The organism is Blautia massiliensis (ex Durand et al. 2017), from assembly GCF_001487165.1.
In the GTDB taxonomy this organism is placed as follows: Bacteria; Bacillota; Clostridia; order Lachnospirales; family Lachnospiraceae; genus Blautia_A; species Blautia_A fusiformis.
In genome coordinates this window covers 1,333,147-1,350,951 of record NZ_LN913006.1, presented here as the reverse complement: position 1 = coordinate 1,350,951, position 17,805 = coordinate 1,333,147, and the positions used below count along the sequence as shown (strand labels likewise).

The following is a 17,805-nucleotide window of genomic DNA, read 5'->3' as shown; positions in this document are numbered from 1 at the left end:
GATCAAATGACGACAACGACATTATGTTATATAGAAAACGATGATAAATTCCTGATGCTTCACAGAGTAAAAAAACAGGATGATATGAATGAGGGCAAATGGATCGGCGTTGGCGGGCATGTGGAAAGTCAGGAAACTCCGGAAGAATGCCTTGTTCGTGAGGTGAAAGAGGAAACAGGGCTGACACTTACCTCCTATAAGTTCCGTGGCCTGGTGACATTTATAAACAGTGAATGCGAATCAGAACTTATGTGTGTGTTCACGGCCGATGAATATACAGGAGAACTGATTGAATGTGATGAGGGAGAACTTTGCTGGGTTGACAAAGCCATGGTGCCGAATCTTCCGGCATGGGAGGGGGATCAGGTATTTCTTGATCTGCTCCTTTCAGGAGAAAAACGCTTTTTTTCTGTAAAATTGCAGTATGAAGGTGACAGACTTGTAGAGAAGAAAATTCATTTGTATTAATAGTAGATTGTTTCATAGCTGGAGGGGAAATCATGTTTAATAAAATGATTGCACAGCAAACCGCAAAAAAAGAAAAACTTCTTGATAATTTTCTGAAAAAACATGAAGCGGAATATCCGTTTCCGGAAGATGTGGAACTCATTTGTAACATTGACTATATGGGAGATGGAAAGCCCTGTCATTTCATGGATATTTACCGTCCCCGAAATTATGAAGGAAAACTTCCAGTCATGTTTAACCTGCACGGGGGCGGTTTTCTCCTTGGGAAAAAGAAGAGGGCCATTTGTTCTGTGCAGAAATGAGTCAGAGAGGTTTTTTGGTGTTCTCATTTGAATATCCGCTTGCACCGGAAGCGTTGTTTCCGCAGATTCTTAAGGATCTGATGACAGGAATGGGAAATGCAAAGAGATATTTTGAAACCTATGATGGTGACGGAGAACATATTTATATGACAGGAACCAGTGCGGGGGCGAGCCTGTGTGCGTATATCTGGCCGCTATGTTAAAAAGTCCTGAATTGGCAAAGGCTTTTCAGGTTGTTCCAAATGATCTGAAAATTCGGGCGCTGGGTCTGGCAAGTGGAATGTATTATACAACCAAACCGGACAGTATAGGGATTTTTCTTCCCTCCTATATTTACGGGAAACACTGGAAAAAGAGTTCGTTTTATCCATATATAAATCCGGAAAACAAAGAAATTATCCGAAACCTGCCACCGTCATTTCTGGTCACAGCTTATCCTGAAATGGAGGAAAGTAAATGTGCAAATACGCAGATGGTGGAATTTCTTCTTAAATACTGATGAAATGCCAGGAAACCTTACTGGAGTCCGGGTCCGGATTATTCTCCCTGCACAAGGATGCAATCGCTATATACAGTTAAGAACACAATTTTCTTGAAATCCTAACCATAGATGATTATAATAGGGAGAAGGTATGTCAATTTTGTGCTATTAGTGATATTTGGCATTGCATTGTATTTTAATATACAAAATGCCATTTTTCTTTACGATAAGTTCGCGAAAATCCGCAGGATATTAACTGTTTGAGGGTAATGATAACCGTTGTTGGCAAGTTGAAAAAATGTCCATTTTTGACCAAACGGGGTTTTGGGCACCATTTTATAGCAACTTTTTACACAAGAATTGGCTTACAAATATAAACATTTTTGATGTTTCACTGAATTTTATATCTTTAAATTCTTTGTGAAATATTACTAATTTTAGAAAGGAATAGAATGAGAAAATTAGCATTAAGTGATGAAATTTTGCTCAAAGTTGACAAAGCTGCCCGCTATATCGGCGGTGAAGTCAACTCCGTAATGAAAGATAAAAATGCGGTAGATATCCGTTTTGCAATGTGCTTCCCGGATGTCTACGAGATCGGCATGTCAAACCTGGGCATGATGATTCTCTATAACATGTTCAACCAGCGTGAGGACGTATGGTGTGAGCGCCTCTTTTCTCCATGGCCGGATCTGGATAAGGTGATGAGGGAGAAGAAGATTCCGTTGTTTGCATTGGAATCCCAGGAACCGATCCGGGATTTTGATTTTCTTGGAATTACGATTGGGTACGAAATGTGCTACACCAATATTCTGCAGGTACTGGATCTCAGTGGTATCCCGTTGAAGAGCGCAGACCGTGGTGAGGATTTTCCTATTGTGATTGGTGGCGGTGCCTGTGCGTATAATCCGGAGCCGCTGGCACCTTTTTTTGATATGTTTTATATCGGAGAAGGGGAAACGGTTTATGATGCACTTTTTGATGCATACAAGGCCAATAAAAAGGCTGGCGGCAGCAGGAGAGATTTCCTTCTGGCAGCAGCTAAGATTCCTGGAATTTATGTTCCGTCTCTCTATGAAGTTACCTATAAAGAAGATGGTACGATCGCATCCTTTGCACCGACGGCGGATGGTGTTCCTGAGAAGGTCCAGAAACAGCTGATCATTGATATGGAAAAGGAATATCGTGCTGTGGAGGCACCGGTCGTTCCTCACATTAAGGCAACACAGGATCGTGTAACTCTTGAGATCCAGAGAGGATGCATTCGAGGCTGTCGTTTCTGCCAGGCAGGTATGATCTATCGTCCGACCCGTGAACGTGATGTGGAGACTTTGAAGGAATCGGCGCGTATCATGCTGAAAAATACAGGACACGAAGAGATTTCCCTTAGTTCCTTAAGCTCCAGTGACTATTCCCAGCTGAAAGAACTGGTGAACTTCCTGATCGAAGAGTTTCATGGAAAGGCTGTTAATATTTCCTTACCATCTCTCAGGATCGATGCGTTTGCACTGGATGTTATGAGTAAAGTGCAGGATGTAAAGAAAAGCAGCCTGACTTTTGCTCCTGAGGCCGGTTCTCAGCGACTTCGTGACGTTATCAACAAAGGTCTGACAGAGGAAGTGATCCTCCATGGTGCGGGCGAAGCATTCAAGGGTGGCTGGAATCAGGTGAAGCTTTACTTTATGCTCGGTCTTCCCACAGAAACAGAAGACGATATGAAGGGAATTGCTCATCTGGCACAGAAGATCGCAGAGACCTATTATGAGGTAGTTCCGAAAGAACAGCGTAAAGGTAAGGTACAGATCAACGTCAGCACATCTTTCTTTGTGCCGAAGCCGTTTACCCCATTTCAGTGGGCCCCAATGTATACAGAGCAGGATTTTGTGGAAAAAGCCAAGGTGGTTAAAAATGAGGTCCGCGCCCAGCTGAATCAGAGAAGTATCCGTTATAACTGGCATGAACCGGATGTAACAGCTCTGGAAGGATTTCTCGCACGCGGGGACAGACGATGCGCGGATGTGATCCTGAGGGCTTATGAAAAAGGTGCCCTTTACGATGCCTGGACAGAGAATTTTGATTATGATATCTGGAAGGAAGCTATGGCTGAATGCGGAGTGGATATGACATTCTACACACTTCGTGAAAGAAGCCTGGATGAGATCCTTCCATGGGATTTCATTGATACCGGTGTCAGCCGCAGATTCCTGGAGCGTGAATGGCAGCGTGCAAAAGAGGGTGTTGTGACGGAAAACTGCCGTCAGAAATGTTCCGCATGTGGAGCTATGAAATTTAAAGGAGGTGTCTGCCTTGAAGGTAAGAATTAAATTCAGCAAAGAGGGTCCTATGAAGTTTGTGGGACATCTGGATACCATGCGTTATTTCCAGAAAGCACTTCGTCGTGCAGAACTTCCGGTAGCGTTTTCCGGTGGATACAGCCCGCATATGATCATGTCTTTTGCGGTTCCACTTGGAGTGGGGATGGAGAGTCTCGGAGATTATTTTGACCTGGAAATGGCAGAAGATATGCCTACTGCAGAGATCGCAGCCCGTCTGGAGGAACAGATGGCAGAGGGGATGCATATCGTTAGCGTCCGCAAGGTAGAGGATGGAAAAGCGGGTAAAGCGATGGCACTGGTGGCAGCAGCAGATTATCTTGTGGAATTCCGTCCGGGCAAAGAGCCTTCTATTGACTGGAAAAACCGTGTGAAAGAATTTCTGGCACAGCCGGAGATCAAAGTGACCAAGCAGACCAAGCGCAGCGAAAAGGAGATCGATCTTCGTCCGAATATCTATAAAATGGAAGTAAGAGAGAATGGGTTCTTTTATATGCTGGCATCTGCAAGCTCTAATTATACGAAGCCGGAGATGGTAACAAACACATTTTTCCACTGGATTGGAGAAGAACTTCCGGAATTTGCCTTCACAGTGAAACGTCTGGAAATGTATGCCGATAAAGGAGAAAATGCAAGCCCACGTTTTGTGACTCTGGAATCATTAGGTGAGGAAATTGAGTAAACTGATCATAACAAGAATGGAGATCCATGGTGTGCCCTGTACAGTAGCGGCTCTTTCGGAGGAGGAACGGATCGTTGAGATCCGACTGGAATCCGATCAGGAAAAATCCATTCTTGGAAATATATACACCGGGCAGGTTGAAAATATCGCATCCAATATCCAGGCGGCTTTTGTGCAGATCGAACCGGGAAAGAGATGCTACTATTCTCTTGCGGAGGCACAGAGAGCTGTTTTTTCCGCAGGAAGAAAAGGAAACGGACCATTGCGGCCTGGAGATGAGCTCCTGGTACAGGTGAGCAGGGATGCCATGAAGGGAAAACTTCCGGCACTGACATCCAATCTGAATTTTACGGGAAGATATCTTGTTCTCACTACAGGAGATAAAAAGTTTGGTCTGTCTTCCAAGCTGGCACTGGAAGATCGCCATCGCCTCAGCGGATGGCTGAAAGAGGAAGCAGAGCGTCCGGATAAGGAATTCGGTATCATTGTCCGGACCAATGCCGCAGACGCTTCCAAAGAAGAGATCCTGAAGGAACTGGAGTGGCTGAAGGGCCGCTACCATAAAGCCGTAGTTCAGGGACGGAACCGTACCTGTTTCAGTCTTGTACTGGAGACAGAACCATTTTATGTGGCTGCTGTAAGGGATGCTTATGGTCGTGACCTGGATGAGATCATTACCGATGTGCCGGAAATCAGAGAAATGATCCTGGGATATCTGGAAGAGATCAGCCCGGAGCTTAAAGAAAAGCTTCGTTTTTATCAGGACAAACTTCTTCCGCTTTATAAGCTGTATCGCGTGGAAACTGCACTGGATGCGATCCAGAAAGAAAAAGTATGGCTGAACAGCGGCGGATTTCTGGTGATCCAGCAGACGGAGGCCTTTGTATCCATTGATGTAAACAGTGGAAAATATACCGGAAAGAAGAAAATGGAAGAAACCTTCCGCAAGATCAATCTGGAAGCGGCTGCGGAGATCGGTCGGCAGTTACGGCTGCGTAATCTTTCAGGTATTATCCTGATCGATTTTATCAACATGGAAAATCCGGATCACAGAGATGAACTCTTTCATGTTTTACAGAAGCTCCTCAGAAAAGATCCGATAAAGAGCAGGGCCATTGATATCACACCATTGCATATCCTGGAAATGACCAGAAAGAAAGTAAGACGTCCGGTGATCGAGGACATTCGGGAGCTTACAAAAAAATAATAAAAATATCAAAAAAACTATTGACATAACAGTATGTTACTGTTATGATAATCGAGTATGCCGCACAAAGAGGTTAAAGAGCTTCAGTTTCAGAACAGGAGCCACCGAATTTGGCGAGTAAATAATTAGGAGGTGCCACAGATGTACGCAATTATTGCAACAGGTGGTAAACAGTACAAGGTTGCCGAGGGTGACGTAATTAAAGTTGAAAAGCTCGGTGTAGAAGCTGGTGAAACCGTAACATTTGACAACGTGATCGCAGTCAGCAATGACGGATTAAAGGTTGGCGAGGATGTAAAAGATGCCAGTGTTACCGCTTCTGTAGTTGAAAACGGTAAGAATCGCAAGGTCATCGTTTACAAATACAAACGCAAAACTGGATATCACAAGAAAAACGGACATAGACAGCAGTACACCAAAGTTAAGATCGAAAAGATTAACGGTTAATCTGGTGTCATCATGATTACAATTAAAGTCAGAAAGAAAAACGGATCTTACGAAGAATTTATTTCGAAGGGACATGCCGGTTATGCAGAAGCCGGACAGGATATTGTCTGTGCTGCGGTATCTGCACTGATCATTACCACGGTGAATTCTCTTGAGAAATTCACAGATGATAAATTTGATGTGCAGGAAAAGGATGGATTTGTTTCCATTCATTTCAGAAATGATCTTTCTGAACGGGGGATGCTCCTTATGGATTCCTTACTTCTCGGTCTGACGGAAATTGCTGGTAGTTATAACAATCGATATTTGACAGTAAAAGTCAAGGAGGTGTAACAACAATGATGAAGATGAACCTTCAGTTATTCGCACATAAAAAGGGAGTTGGTTCTACAAAGAACGGTCGTGATTCCGAGTCTAAGAGATTAGGTGCGAAAAGAGCAGACGGACAGTTTGTAAAAGCCGGAAACATTCTTTACAGACAGCGCGGAACCAAGATTCACCCAGGTGAAAACGTAGGCTGCGGTAAAGACTATACTTTATTTGCACTTACAGACGGAGTCGTAAGATTCACAAGAAAAGGTCGCGATAAGAAACAGGTTTCTATCGTTCCTGTAGACGCAGAGTAATGAAATAGGTAAAAGGCTTCAAATCGATCCGGTTTGGAGCCTTTTTTTGGAATAGAGGTGTAATATGTTTGCAGATAGAGCAAGGATCATTATCCGTTCCGGTAAAGGCGGCGACGGACATGTAAGCTTCCGACGTGAGCTGTATGTACCCAATGGCGGGCCGGATGGCGGCGATGGTGGCCGTGGCGGTGATGTGATTTTTGAGATCGACGAGGGCCAGAATACTCTCGGAGACTACAGACACAGAAGAAAATATAAAGCTGAGGATGGCCAGGAAGGCGGTAAAAAACGCTGCCATGGTGCAGATGGTAAGGATGTGGTCCTGAAGGTTCCGGAAGGTACGGTGATCATGGATGCGGAATCCGGCAAGGTCATCGCGGATATGTCCGGTGAGAATCGCAGACAGATCGTATTAAAAGGCGGTCGTGGTGGAAAAGGCAATCAGCACTATGCAACAGCTACCATGCAGGTACCGAAATATGCCCAGCCTGGACAGCCGGCTCAGGAACTTGAGGTTCTCCTTGAGCTTAAAGTGATCGCAGATGTTGGTCTGGTAGGATTTCCAAATGTTGGTAAATCTACTTTCCTTTCCCGTGTGACAAATGCACAGCCGAAGATCGCCAACTATCATTTTACAACATTGAGCCCTAATCTTGGAGTTGTAGATACTGATAACGGCGGTTTTGTTATCGCGGATATCCCGGGACTGATCGAGGGTGCATCAGAAGGTGTGGGACTTGGACATGAATTCCTCCGTCATATTGAGCGTACACGAGTTATTATCCACATTGTAGATGCCGCTTCCGTAGAAGGTCGTGATCCAGTGGAGGATATCTACAAGATCAATAAAGAACTGGAGGCCTACAATCCGGAAATTGCAGCAAGACCGCAGGTGATCGCAGCCAACAAGATTGACTGTATTTTTGATGATGGCGAAGAAAGCCCTATTGATCAACTGAAAGCAGAATTTGAGCCACAGGGTATTTCGGTTTATCCAATCTCAGCCGTTACCGGGCAGGGTGTCAGAGAACTCCTTTTCCATGTGAAAGAGCTTCTGGATAAGAGCCCGATGAAACCGGTAGTGTTTGAACAGGAATTCTTCCCGGAAGATGTTCTTGTAAATGAAAATCTTCCGTTTACTGTGGAGCGCAGCGAGGAAGATCCGGAAGTATTCCTTGTGGAAGGTCCTAAGATTGAAAAAATGCTTGGCTATACAAATCTGGATTCTGAGAAGGGATTTGCCTTCTTCCAGAAATTCCTGAAAGAGGGCGGTATCCTGGAGGAACTGGAAAAAGCCGGTATCCAGGAAGGCGATACGGTTCGTATGTATGGCTTTGATTTTGATTATTATAAATAAGAGGTATGACAATGACAAGTAAGCAGAGAGCATATTTAAAAGGCCTTGCCATGACAATGGATCCGATCCTTCAGCTTGGCAAGGGTGGTCTTACTCCTGAAAATACCGCTGCTGTTGAGGAAGCTCTTGCAGCAAGAGAGCTGATCAAGATCAGCGTTCTTCAGAACTGTCTGGAGGATCCACGTGAAATGGCACAGGTTCTTGCAGAGAGAACAAGATCTCAGGTAGTACAGGTGATCGGTAAAAAGATCGTTCTCTACAGAGAAGGTAAAAAGGACAAGAAAAAAATCATTCTTCCGTAATCTCGGGAGGTTATAAATGAGCAAAGCAACAAAAAAAATAGGAATCATGGGTGGTACTTTTGATCCCATTCATATGGGTCATTTGATCCTGGGAGAAAAAGCCTATGAACAGCTTGAGCTTGATAAAGTTTTGTTCATGCCCTGCGGAAATCCACCTCATAAACGGAACCGTAAGGGCAGAGCGACTGATGAACAGCGTGCGGAAATGGTCCGTCTTGCCATAGAGGATAATCCTCACTTTGAGCTGTCTCTGATCGAGATGCATGAGGAAGGCTATACGTATACTTACCGGACTCTGGAACAGCTGAATAAAGCGAATCCGGACACAGAGTATTATTTTATCATCGGTGCAGATTCGCTTTTTAATTTTGATACCTGGATGGAACCGGAACGCATTTGTCAGGAAGCAGTACTGGTAGTGGCAACCAGAGATCATACTCCATTGAAGGAACTTGATCAGCAGATGCAACTTCTGTCACAGAAGTATAACGGGAATTTTATTCGACTGGATACCATGAATATTGATGTTTCCAGTGAGCTGCTCCGTTCCTGGCATGAAAGCGGGCAGAGTCTCCGCTATTATGTTCCCAAGCCTGTGATTTCCTATATTGAGAAAAACGATATCTATAAAGGAAATGATTCAGATGGGAAAATATGATTTTATCAAGATAAAAAAGAAACTTTCCAAATATCTGGATGAGGCCAGATTTGAGCATACAATGGGGGTTATGTACACTTGTGCTGCACTTGCCATGGTTTATGATTATGATCTGGAGGATGCACAGGCTGCAGGACTTCTTCATGACAGTGCAAAGTGTATTCCTAATAAAAAGAAACTGAAGCTGTGCAGCCAGCATGATATTCCGGTATCAGATTTTGAAAAGGATCATCCGTTTCTTCTTCATGCCAAACTGGGGGCTTATGTGGCCAGCAGTAAATATGATATTAAAGACGAAGAGATCCTGACAGCGATCACTTATCATACAACAGGAAGACCGGGAATGAGCCTTCTTGAGAAGATCGTATATATTTCAGATTATATTGAACCAATGCGTGACAAAGCTCCGAATCTTGCGAAGGTGCGAAAGATTGCTTTTGAAGATCTGGATGAGTGTATGTATGAGATTTTAAAGGATACACTGGAATATCTGGAGGAAAATCCCAAGGAAATCGACAGTACGACCAGGGATGCTTATGTTTATTATAAAGAACTCCATGACAGAAAAATGCAGGATGCAGCCAACAGACAGGAGGATTAAAATTCTATGAGTATCGAAAAAGAGATGGTCCGGATCGCCTGCAAGGCACTGGATGATAAAAAAGCAAAGGATATCAAGATCATTGATATCCATGAGGTTTCCGTGATCGCAGATTATTTTGTGATCGCAAGTGCTTCCAACCAGAATCAGGTACAGGCAATGGTTGACAATGCAGATGAAATGCTTGGCCGTGCCGGATATGAAGCAAAACAGATCGAGGGAACCAGAAACTCCAGCTGGGTCCTCATGGATTACGGTGACATGATCATCCATATCTTTGATGAGGAAAACAGACTTTTCTACGATCTTGAGAGGATCTGGAGAGACGGCAAGATTCTTGATGCGGAAGAATTTCTTGGTGAGAATGAGTAAAATTTGTTATATTGGTTTACTGTAAAATATTATGTGAACTAAATAAGAAGAAATCAAAAAGCAGAAGTTTTCTGCTGAAAAAAAAGAGAGATATCTTTGTGGGGCTGTACAGCTACCTTAAAGATATCTCTCTTTTTAGATCACATTACATTGGGTGGGATCTGTTGTTTATATTTTCATGAAAAGAAACGAAATACACCAAATACTTTGCCGAGGATCTGCAGATTACCGGTGATGATGATCGGTTCCATATTGTCGTTCTCCGGCTGAAGTCGATAATAACCATTTTCTTTGTAGAAAGTCTTAACTGTTGCAGAATCATCGATCAGAGCAACTACCATGTCGCCATTTTCTGCTGTCGCCTGCTGCTTTACAAGAACCTGATCTCCATCAAAAATACCTGCATTGATCATACTGTCGCCTTTGACAGTCAGCATGAAACTTTGTTCATTGGGCATATATTCAGCCGGGATCGGAAAGTAAGCATCGATATTTTCCACTGCCAGGATCGGCTGTCCGGCAGCAACAGTGCCTACAAGAGGAACATTGACAACCTCGCGGCGGACCAGATTGAAATTATCATCAATGATCTCGATCGCACGGGGCTTGGTGGCATCTCTGCGGATATATCCGTTTTTTTCCAGAGCTTCCAGATGGGAGTGAACGGAAGATGTGGATTTCAGGTTTACTGCTTCACAGATTTCACGGACGGAGGGCGGAAAACCTCTGTTAAGGATCTCATTTTTCATATAATCCAGTATTTCCTGCTGCTTTTTACTGATTCTGCCATATGTCATGTGTACTTACCTCCCTGGGTTGATTTTATCTGCTGTCGACCATAATATGACAGCATCACGAAATTATATTTTGAATAGTATAACATACTTTTGAAAAAATGGCAAACGGATATTCGGAAAGTATGTTCGCACGTTTTAAAGCTTGTATTCATTTAAATAAAATGTTACAATAAAACGAACTTTAAGAGATGAACGATGTAAAGGAGGCATTCATTTGCCGGATAATAAAGTACATTCCGGAAAAACTCCGGGATTCTTAGCAAAGCTTCGTAAAATTTTTGGTCTGAACATTGGAACTGTAATGTTCGGAGCAATTTTTATCTATATGATCTTTAGTGTGATTCTTTATCTTACAGCTTCTCATATGGAATCTTATCAGGTTCCCTCCGGTCCGTTATCCATGAATGAGACATACACAGGGCTGGCGATCATGACAGAGAACGTAGTGCAGGCAGATGCGGGCGGTTACGTTACATATTACGCAAGGGAAGGTACCAAGATCAATGCCAACGGTGCTGTCTACAGCCTGAACAGTTCAAGATCTGCAGACAATGTAACCTCTCTGAGCAGAGAGGAACTGGCGGATATACGCAGTAATATGCAAAGCTTTTCCAAAGGATTTGATCCCAGCAAATTCAACAGTGCCTATAGTTTTAAATATCAGCTCAATGGAAACATCCTTCAGTATGCTTCAGACAGTTCGGGAGCTTCTTCTGCAAGCACGACGTCTGAAGATGGAGAGGAAGCCACAGTTACAACTATAGTTTCCAGTGATCCAAATATCCGCCGTGCGCAGACAGACGGGATCATCCTGTATTCTACAGATGGCTACGAAACCAAAACCGTTGATAATGTCACAGCTGCTGATTTTGATCAGAATTCCTATCAGGAAACGGATCTGAAAACAGATGGACAGATAAAGGCCGGAGATGATATTTATACGATCATTACAGATGAACGCTGGAGTCTTTTGATTCCTTTAAGTGAGAAGCAGGCTGCTAATCTGAAGGAGCGTACATCGATCCGCGTCAAGTTCCTGAAAGATGATCTGACGCAGACAGGAGACTTTTCAATCATGGAGATCGATGGGGCTAAATACGGTAAGATTGATTTTAATAAGGGACTGATCCGATATGCGTCAGACCGGTTTCTGGAAATAGAACTTGTCACGAACAATGTGACAGGTTTAAAGATCCCGTTATCTTCTATCGTAACGAAGGAGTTTTATGCAATACCTTCCAAATATCTTACGACGGATGATGAAACACAGCAATCCGGATTTATGCTTTCCGGCAGAAATAAAAAAGGCGACAGTACGACAACCTTTGTCAATGCCGGTATCTATGGCCGTGATGAGATCACAGACAAAGAAACACAGGAAACAAGCTATATTTATTACGTAGACAAGAATAAATTTAAAGAAGGCGATGCTCTTGTTGAGCCGGATAGTGGAGAGAAGTTTATCATCGGAGATACAGAAGTTCTGGAGGGAGTTTTCTGTGTCAATCAGGGATATGCGGTATTCCGCCGGATCGAGATCCTGGATGAAAATGAGGAATATGCGGTTGTATCAAAGGAAACCTATAATGGGCTTGTCCGATATGACCGTATTGTGAAAAATGCAGATAAAGTAAGTGAACAGGATATACTTTACTAATTAAAGGAGGATTTATATCATGGTAGCGGAAAATTTGGCACAGGTGCAGAAAAATATTAATGAATCCTGCAATAAAATTAACAGAGATCCGAATGAAGTCACACTGATCGCAGTAAGCAAAACCAAACCGGTGGAGATGCTGAAGGAGGCTTATGATGCCGGAGCACGTGTCTTTGGAGAGAACAAAGTGCAGGAGATCGTGGATAAATATGATCAGATGCCTTCAGATGTCAAATGGCATATGATCGGACATCTTCAGCGTAATAAAGTAAAATATATTGTGGATAAAGTTGCAATGATCCATTCTGTAGATTCGCTTCGCCTGGCCGAGACGATTGAAAAAGAAGCAGCGAAAAAAGCGGTTATTGTTCCGATCCTTATAGAAGTAAATGTAGCGCAGGAAGAAAGTAAATTTGGTCTGAAACCGGAAGAAGTTTTACCGCTTATAGAACAGATCTCAGATTTTTCACACATTCAGATAAAGGGGCTCATGACAATTGCTCCCTATGTTGATAATGCAGAGGAAAATCGCGAAATTTTCCGTGAACTTAAGAAATTAAGTGTTGACATTGCTGCTAAAAACATTAATAATGTTACTATGAGTGTTCTGAGTATGGGAATGACCGGAGATTACATGGTTGCCGTGCAGGAGGGCGCTACGATGGTGCGTGTAGGCACTGGTATTTTTGGTGCAAGAAATTACGCATTATAAGACTAATAAGATTGGAGATTTAAAATGGGCGTTTTAGACAAGTTTTTAGATGCCATCAAACTGAACGACGATTATGACGATGACGAATTGTTAGATGATAGCCTTCTTGAGGATGAGGACGATTATGATGACGATTTCCTCGATGAAGATGATGATATGGAAGAGAAACCAAAGAAGAAATTTTTTGAGAAATTTTCCAAGAAAAAAAATGACGAGGAAGAGGATTTTCTGGAGGATGAGCCGGAAGATGAAACGGTTAAGGCACCTGTTGCCAAGTCATCTGCAAAGACAGCTGCAGCCAAGGCCCCGGCAAGGCAGGAACGTATTTCCAGACCGGCACCTTCTTCCAAAATCACCCCAATGCGTACAAGCAAGCGTTCTTCCCAGGCTGCAAATATGGAAGTTTGTGTGATCAAGCCTACAACCATGGAGGAAGCAAGAGAAATTGCGGATACACTGGTCGATAATTCTACCGTGATCCTGAATCTTGAAGGAATCGATGTGGAGCTTGCACAGAGGATCATTGATTTTACTTCCGGTGCATGTTATTCACTTGGAGGAAGCCTTCAGCAGGTATCCAGCTATATTTTTGTACTTGGACCATATAATGTAGATATTACAGGTGATCTTCAGAATATTCTTGGCGGTTCTGTGCCGTCTGTTAGAGTGGGTTATTAACCTCATGGATAAAGAAGAACTTTTTGTTAAGAGAATCCGTGAACTGGCAAATCTGGCCTATCAGAGAGATATTACCACATTTACGGATTTTCTTAATTTAAATGAACGGAATATTTTAAACAGTCAGAATTTTCATAAGCTGGGTGTTACAGCGGAAGGTTTTGGCGGATATGAGAATGCAGAGCGTCAGATGGTAGCCTTTCACCCTGATGCTCTTGCTTTTACATGGGATTATCCCATTGATTGCATCCGGCTTGAGCCAAAAGCAGTGAAATTTTCAGAAGATCTGACACATCGGGATTATTTGGGAGCGATCCTGAATCTTGGGGTTGACAGGAGTGTTGTTGGGGATATTCTTATAGAAGATCATACTGCGAGCTTTTTCTGTCTGCGTCAGATGACAGATTTTTTTCTGGAGAATCTGTGTCGTGTAAGACATACCACAGTTGTGGCGTCGAAGATAGAAGATCCGGGTGATCTTCCGAGGCCGGAACTGAAACCAGTTAGTGGAACCTGTGCGTCCGTACGCCTGGATTCTCTGATCGCACTGGCTTTTGGGACTTCCAGAAGCAGTATTGTGCATTGTATTGAAGAGGGGCTTGTTTTTGTAAATGGAAAACTGATCACATCCAATGGTTATGAGCCCAAAGAGGGAGACATCATATCCGTTCGGAAAAAGGGACGTTTTATTTATGATGGAGTATCCCGTCAGACAAAAAAGGACGTCTAGGGGTACGGATTCTGCTTTATATCTGAACAGCTAGGAGGAAAACGCAATGACAGCATCAAAATTACTTGTAAAACGAGAAGGTGATTTTCATTATCCCATCTGTTTTGAAGAAGATTTTTCTAATCTGGCGCAGGTTATGAAGGAAGAAGGACTTGTTGACAGAAAAATCTGCATTGTAACAGATTCTAATGTGGGACCACTGTATGAAGAATCTGTAAAACAGGTTTTAAGTGAGGTAAGTTCCGATATTTCTGTGTTCACCTTTGAGGCAGGAGAAAAAAACAAAAACCTTAATACCGTTTCGGCATTGTATCAGGCCCTGATCCAAAATGGTCTTGACCGAAAAAGTCTGCTTGTTGCATTAGGCGGTGGTGTGGTAGGGGACCTTACCGGATTTGGCGCGGCAACTTATCTCAGGGGGATTGACTTCATTCAGGTACCGACAACACTGCTTGCACAGGTAGACAGCAGCGTTGGCGGAAAAACCGGCGTAGATTTTCAGCAGTACAAAAACATGGTAGGAGCTTTTCACCAGCCACGTCTTGTATATATGAATCTAAGCACTCTTTCTTCGCTTCCGGCAGAACAGTTTGCCTGCGGAATGGGTGAGATTTTAAAAACAGGATTGATCTGTGATGGAGATTTTTTCCGCTATGTATGCTGTGAGCAGAAAGGGATCAAAAAGCTGGATATGGAACAGATTGCCAGAATGGTACGCAGATGCTGTGAGATCAAAGCAGGCGTTGTGGAGCGTGATCCTAAGGAACAGGGAGAGCGTGCGCTTCTTAACCTGGGACATACTGTGGGGCATGCAGTAGAAAAACTTAAGAATTTCACCCTGCTCCACGGACAGTGTGTGGGAGTCGGACTGGTAGCTGCGGCATATCTTTCCATGAAACGAGGACTTCTGACCAAAGAAGAATATCAGGAAATCTGCCAGGGATGTTCGGATTACGATCTTCCGGTGCATGTAGATGGTCTTATCCCGGAAGAAGTTCTTTCCGCAACAAAGAAAGACAAAAAAATGGAACAGGGACATATCAGGTTTATCCTGATGGATGGTATCGGAAAAAGCTTTATCGACAAAACAGTTACCGATGAAGAACTGCTTTCCTGTATTCAGGAGATAACTCTATGATCAGTCGTGTTAACCATCATCAGAAAATGTCTTTTAGTAAGTGTATGTTGGGGGACATTTTTTTGCTGATTTTACTCGTGGCTGCGGATCAGGGAGCAAAATGGCTGTCATATCTGTATCTGAAAGGACAACCATCGGTTTCGCTGATTCCTGGCGTACTTGAACTTCATTATCTCTATCCGGAAAACAGGGGAATTGCGTTTGGAATGTTTCAGGGAAGTGTACTCTTTTTTGCCATTGTGAGTGTACTGTTTCTGGGAGTGATCCTCTATGCATGGATCCGTATTCCGAAAGAGCGGTTTTATCTGCCGTTGCTCACCATTGCTACAGTACTTGCAGCTGGTGCACTGGGAAATTTTATTGATCGTTTTTTCAGAGGGTATGTGATCGATTTTATCTATTTCTCCCTGATCGATTTTCCGGTATTTAATCTTGCGGATGTTTATGTGGTTGTAAGTGGAATTTTTCTGATCCTGTTTGTATGCACGAAATACAGAGATGATGATTTTGCGTTTCTGAATATCAAACAATGATCCGGGCAGAGATATAATGCATTTGTCTGTTCTTGTAGGAGATATAAATGGAAATATATGATTATACAGTAGAAAAAGAAGAATCAGGTATACGAATCGACCGCTATCTTGCTGAGAAAGACAGCGGTCTTTCCAGGTCTTTCCTTCAGAAACTTCTGAAAGAAGGACAGATTACCGTGGGAGAGAAGGCTGCCAAATCTAATTATAAGGTCCGTGAAAATGACAGGATCCATCTGGAGATCCCGGATTCCAGTGAGCCGGATATCGTTCCGGAGGATATTCCGTTGGATATTCTTTACGAGGATGAAGATGTACTGATCGTTAATAAGCCCAAAGGGATGGTTGTACATCCTGCAGCCGGGCATTATCAGGGAACACTGGTCAATGCAGTTATGGCACATTGTGGTGACAGCCTTTCCGGTATTAACGGAGTGATGCGGCCTGGAATTGTCCACAGAATTGATAAGGATACCACCGGGGCACTGTTGGTATGCAAAAATGATATTGCTCACCGGGATCTGGCAGAACAGCTGAAATGTCACAGTATCCGCAGACGCTACCGGGCAGTTGTGCAGGGAAATCTGAAAGAGGATGAGGGAACCATAGAGGGACCTATTGGACGGCATCCGACAGATCGTAAAAAAATGGCCATCAATCATAAAAATGGTAAAGATGCAATAACACATTACAAAGTGCTGGAACGTTTTGGCGAGGCCACGTATGTGGAATGTCGTCTTGAAACAGGTCGTACCCACCAGATCCGTGTGCACATGGCCAGTATCGGACATCCGCTTCTTGGGGACACGGTGTATGGTTCATCCAGAAATCTCTATCATCTGGAGGGACAGGCACTTCATGCAATGATCCTTGGATTTGTTCATCCACGTACCAGGGAATATATGGAATTTACAGCCCCACTTCCGGAATATTTTGTTAAATTGCTGACAAAATTGCGAAAATAGCTGGAAAACTTGTGGAATGTAGTGTATAATAACTATATTAAAGAGGAAGCGGAGTTAATATTTGCAAATTCGCTGAATCTGAGCAGAAAGGATGTGGCTGTTATGAGTAACAATACAACAAGTTCTATTATTACTATCGGTCGTAAATATGGCAGCGCCGGAAGACAGATCGGCCAGGAAGTTGCTAAATATTTTGGAATCAAATGTTATGATAAAGAGCTGCTGGAGCACGCAGCCAATGACAGTGGGATCTGCAAGGAGCTGTTTGAGCATCATGATGAGAAGCCAACAAACAGTTTTCTTTATTCTCTTGTAATGGATACTTATTCATTTGGGTATTCCTCAGCCGGATTTACAGACATGCCTATGAACCATAAGATTTTTCTTGCACAGTTTGAGGCAATCAAGAAGCTGGCTTCAGAAGGTCCCTGTGTAATGGTCGGCAGATGTGCGGATTATGCACTTGCAGATAATCCGAATTGTTTCAGTGTATTTGTTCATGCAAACCTTGACTGGCGTATCAACCGTATTGCTCAGAAATACAATAAAAATGCCAAAGAGGCCAAGGACATGATCAACAAAACAGACAAAAGCCGTTCCAGCTACTATAATTATTATACCAACAAGAAATGGGGATCTGCGGACAGCTATAATCTTTGTCTGGATAGCAGCAAGCTTGGCATTGATGGAACTGCGAAGGCAATCATCGAAGCCATTCACATTTATGACAGCCTGAAAAAATAAACATCAGATTTTTAGGCA

The 17,805-nt window shown here is 43.2% G+C and carries 24 protein-coding genes; 23 read left to right on the top strand and 1 reads right to left on the bottom strand.

The features are described 5' to 3' along the window. The first annotated feature begins 6 nt into the window (after nt 1–6). From BN3261_RS07240 to rsfS, 15 genes are all read left to right on the top strand, one after another. Nucleotides 7–468 carry an NUDIX hydrolase gene (locus BN3261_RS07240; protein WP_022427260.1) on the top strand — a complete coding sequence of 154 codons (462 nt, stop codon included), beginning with the start codon at nt 7–9 and terminating at the stop codon, nt 466–468. Nucleotides 469–500: 32 nt separating this feature from the next. Continuing rightward, nucleotides 501–770, top strand: a complete 270-nt coding sequence (locus BN3261_RS07235) for a carboxylesterase family protein (RefSeq protein WP_059085876.1) — start codon at nt 501–503, stop codon at nt 768–770. Nucleotides 771–787: 17 nt separating this feature from the next. Continuing rightward, the gene (locus BN3261_RS07230; protein WP_199874106.1) at nt 788–973 is read left to right on the top strand and encodes an alpha/beta hydrolase fold domain-containing protein; all 186 of its coding nucleotides are present in this window, start codon (nt 788–790) and stop codon (nt 971–973) included. Beyond that, nucleotides 946–1,269 carry a hypothetical protein gene (locus BN3261_RS07225; RefSeq protein WP_199874105.1) on the top strand — a complete coding sequence of 108 codons (324 nt, stop codon included), beginning with the start codon at nt 946–948 and terminating at the stop codon, nt 1,267–1,269. Before BN3261_RS07230 ends, BN3261_RS07225 begins: the two co-directional genes overlap by 28 nt. A gap of 434 nt (nt 1,270–1,703) precedes the next feature. Then, nucleotides 1,704–3,575, top strand: coding sequence for a TIGR03960 family B12-binding radical SAM protein (locus BN3261_RS07220; protein WP_059085873.1), 1,872 nt, complete (start codon nt 1,704–1,706; stop codon nt 3,573–3,575). After that, entirely contained in the window at nt 3,550–4,266 is a 717-nt protein-coding gene (locus BN3261_RS07215; protein WP_334292506.1) for a TIGR03936 family radical SAM-associated protein, read from the top strand. The genes BN3261_RS07220 and BN3261_RS07215 overlap by 26 nt, the downstream gene beginning before the upstream one ends. Then, nucleotides 4,250–5,473, top strand: a complete 1,224-nt coding sequence (locus BN3261_RS07210; RefSeq protein ID WP_059085871.1) for a ribonuclease E/G — start codon at nt 4,250–4,252, stop codon at nt 5,471–5,473. Before BN3261_RS07215 ends, BN3261_RS07210 begins: the two co-directional genes overlap by 17 nt. Before the next feature lie 141 nt (nt 5,474–5,614). Next, entirely contained in the window at nt 5,615–5,920 is a 306-nt protein-coding gene (gene rplU / locus BN3261_RS07205) for a 50S ribosomal protein L21 (RefSeq protein WP_015525170.1), read from the top strand. A gap of 12 nt (nt 5,921–5,932) precedes the next feature. After that, nucleotides 5,933–6,253 (top strand): ribosomal-processing cysteine protease Prp, encoded by a 321-nt coding sequence (locus tag BN3261_RS07200; protein ID WP_015525169.1) that lies wholly within the window; start codon nt 5,933–5,935, stop codon nt 6,251–6,253. Between the two features lie 5 nt (nt 6,254–6,258). Then, a complete protein-coding gene (gene rpmA, locus BN3261_RS07195) occupies nt 6,259–6,546 on the top strand; it encodes a 50S ribosomal protein L27 (RefSeq protein ID WP_015525168.1) in 288 nt (95 codons plus the stop codon). Between the two features lie 64 nt (nt 6,547–6,610). Continuing rightward, on the top strand, nt 6,611–7,903 hold the full coding sequence (obgE, locus tag BN3261_RS07190) for a GTPase ObgE (RefSeq protein WP_059085870.1): 1,293 nt from the start codon (nt 6,611–6,613) through the stop codon (nt 7,901–7,903). An 11-nt stretch (nt 7,904–7,914) separates the two neighbouring features. Beyond that, a complete protein-coding gene (gene yhbY, locus BN3261_RS07185) occupies nt 7,915–8,205 on the top strand; it encodes a ribosome assembly RNA-binding protein YhbY (RefSeq protein WP_021978046.1) in 291 nt (96 codons plus the stop codon). A 16-nt stretch (nt 8,206–8,221) separates the two neighbouring features. Continuing rightward, nucleotides 8,222–8,863, top strand: a complete 642-nt coding sequence (gene nadD / locus BN3261_RS07180) for a nicotinate-nucleotide adenylyltransferase (RefSeq protein WP_021652068.1) — start codon at nt 8,222–8,224, stop codon at nt 8,861–8,863. After that, the gene (gene yqeK / locus BN3261_RS07175; RefSeq protein WP_015525164.1) at nt 8,850–9,464 is read left to right on the top strand and encodes a bis(5'-nucleosyl)-tetraphosphatase (symmetrical) YqeK; all 615 of its coding nucleotides are present in this window, start codon (nt 8,850–8,852) and stop codon (nt 9,462–9,464) included. The genes nadD and yqeK overlap by 14 nt, the downstream gene beginning before the upstream one ends. Nucleotides 9,465–9,470: 6 nt before the next feature. Continuing rightward, nucleotides 9,471–9,836, top strand: a complete 366-nt coding sequence (gene rsfS, locus BN3261_RS07170) for a ribosome silencing factor (RefSeq protein ID WP_015525163.1) — start codon at nt 9,471–9,473, stop codon at nt 9,834–9,836. Nucleotides 9,837–10,012: 176 nt separating this feature from the next. Here rsfS and lexA read toward each other — a convergent pair whose 3' ends face one another. Beyond that, nucleotides 10,013–10,633, bottom strand: coding sequence for a transcriptional repressor LexA (gene lexA / locus BN3261_RS07165; protein ID WP_015525162.1), 621 nt, complete (start codon nt 10,631–10,633; stop codon nt 10,013–10,015). A gap of 214 nt (nt 10,634–10,847) precedes the next feature. Here lexA and BN3261_RS07160 point away from each other — a divergent pair, with 214 nt between their 5' ends. The 8 genes from BN3261_RS07160 to BN3261_RS07125 all read left to right on the top strand — a co-directional run bounded on the left by BN3261_RS07160 (nt 10,848) and on the right by BN3261_RS07125 (nt 17,787). Further along, nucleotides 10,848–12,290, top strand: coding sequence for a biotin/lipoyl attachment domain-containing protein (locus BN3261_RS07160; RefSeq protein ID WP_059085869.1), 1,443 nt, complete (start codon nt 10,848–10,850; stop codon nt 12,288–12,290). A gap of 19 nt (nt 12,291–12,309) precedes the next feature. After that, on the top strand, nt 12,310–13,002 hold the full coding sequence (locus BN3261_RS07155) for a YggS family pyridoxal phosphate-dependent enzyme (RefSeq protein WP_059085868.1): 693 nt from the start codon (nt 12,310–12,312) through the stop codon (nt 13,000–13,002). A gap of 24 nt (nt 13,003–13,026) precedes the next feature. Further along, nucleotides 13,027–13,680 (top strand): cell division protein SepF, encoded by a 654-nt coding sequence (locus BN3261_RS07150; RefSeq protein WP_021652063.1) that lies wholly within the window; start codon nt 13,027–13,029, stop codon nt 13,678–13,680. Between the two features lie 4 nt (nt 13,681–13,684). Continuing rightward, complete coding sequence (locus tag BN3261_RS07145; protein ID WP_059085867.1) at nt 13,685–14,410, top strand: YlmH/Sll1252 family protein; 726 nt, start codon at nt 13,685–13,687, stop codon at nt 14,408–14,410. Nucleotides 14,411–14,456: 46 nt separating this feature from the next. Next, complete coding sequence (gene aroB / locus BN3261_RS07140) at nt 14,457–15,548, top strand: 3-dehydroquinate synthase (protein WP_059085866.1); 1,092 nt, start codon at nt 14,457–14,459, stop codon at nt 15,546–15,548. Between the two features lie 62 nt (nt 15,549–15,610). After that, nucleotides 15,611–16,081 (top strand): signal peptidase II, encoded by a 471-nt coding sequence (lspA, locus tag BN3261_RS07135; protein ID WP_242872557.1) that lies wholly within the window; start codon nt 15,611–15,613, stop codon nt 16,079–16,081. Nucleotides 16,082–16,128: 47 nt separating this feature from the next. Beyond that, nucleotides 16,129–17,043 (top strand): RluA family pseudouridine synthase, encoded by a 915-nt coding sequence (locus BN3261_RS07130; protein WP_059085865.1) that lies wholly within the window; start codon nt 16,129–16,131, stop codon nt 17,041–17,043. A 102-nt stretch (nt 17,044–17,145) separates the two neighbouring features. Continuing rightward, nucleotides 17,146–17,787 (top strand): cytidylate kinase-like family protein, encoded by a 642-nt coding sequence (locus BN3261_RS07125; RefSeq protein WP_059086896.1) that lies wholly within the window; start codon nt 17,146–17,148, stop codon nt 17,785–17,787. The last annotated feature ends 18 nt before the right edge of the window (nt 17,788–17,805 follow it).

Excerpts from the sequence above, each read along its gene's own strand:
- BN3261_RS07240 (WP_022427260.1), top strand. The coding sequence starts at position 7 with ATGACGACAACGACATTATGTTATATAGAAAACGATGATAAATTCCTG.
- BN3261_RS07235 (WP_059085876.1), top strand. The coding sequence starts at position 501 with ATGTTTAATAAAATGATTGCACAGCAAACCGCAAAAAAAGAAAAACTT.
- BN3261_RS07220 (WP_059085873.1), top strand. The coding sequence starts at position 1,704 with ATGAGAAAATTAGCATTAAGTGATGAAATTTTGCTCAAAGTTGACAAA.
- rplU (WP_015525170.1), top strand. The coding sequence starts at position 5,615 with ATGTACGCAATTATTGCAACAGGTGGTAAACAGTACAAGGTTGCCGAG.
- BN3261_RS07200 (WP_015525169.1), top strand. The coding sequence starts at position 5,933 with ATGATTACAATTAAAGTCAGAAAGAAAAACGGATCTTACGAAGAATTT.
- rpmA (WP_015525168.1), top strand. The coding sequence starts at position 6,259 with ATGATGAAGATGAACCTTCAGTTATTCGCACATAAAAAGGGAGTTGGT.
- obgE (WP_059085870.1), top strand. The coding sequence starts at position 6,611 with ATGTTTGCAGATAGAGCAAGGATCATTATCCGTTCCGGTAAAGGCGGC.
- yhbY (WP_021978046.1), top strand. The coding sequence starts at position 7,915 with ATGACAAGTAAGCAGAGAGCATATTTAAAAGGCCTTGCCATGACAATG.
- nadD (WP_021652068.1), top strand. The coding sequence starts at position 8,222 with ATGAGCAAAGCAACAAAAAAAATAGGAATCATGGGTGGTACTTTTGAT.
- yqeK (WP_015525164.1), top strand. The coding sequence starts at position 8,850 with ATGGGAAAATATGATTTTATCAAGATAAAAAAGAAACTTTCCAAATAT.
- rsfS (WP_015525163.1), top strand. The coding sequence starts at position 9,471 with ATGAGTATCGAAAAAGAGATGGTCCGGATCGCCTGCAAGGCACTGGAT.
- lexA (WP_015525162.1), bottom strand. The coding sequence starts at position 10,633 with ATGACATATGGCAGAATCAGTAAAAAGCAGCAGGAAATACTGGATTAT.
- BN3261_RS07155 (WP_059085868.1), top strand. The coding sequence starts at position 12,310 with ATGGTAGCGGAAAATTTGGCACAGGTGCAGAAAAATATTAATGAATCC.
- BN3261_RS07150 (WP_021652063.1), top strand. The coding sequence starts at position 13,027 with ATGGGCGTTTTAGACAAGTTTTTAGATGCCATCAAACTGAACGACGAT.
- BN3261_RS07145 (WP_059085867.1), top strand. The coding sequence starts at position 13,685 with ATGGATAAAGAAGAACTTTTTGTTAAGAGAATCCGTGAACTGGCAAAT.
- aroB (WP_059085866.1), top strand. The coding sequence starts at position 14,457 with ATGACAGCATCAAAATTACTTGTAAAACGAGAAGGTGATTTTCATTAT.
- BN3261_RS07130 (WP_059085865.1), top strand. The coding sequence starts at position 16,129 with ATGGAAATATATGATTATACAGTAGAAAAAGAAGAATCAGGTATACGA.
- BN3261_RS07125 (WP_059086896.1), top strand. The coding sequence starts at position 17,146 with ATGAGTAACAATACAACAAGTTCTATTATTACTATCGGTCGTAAATAT.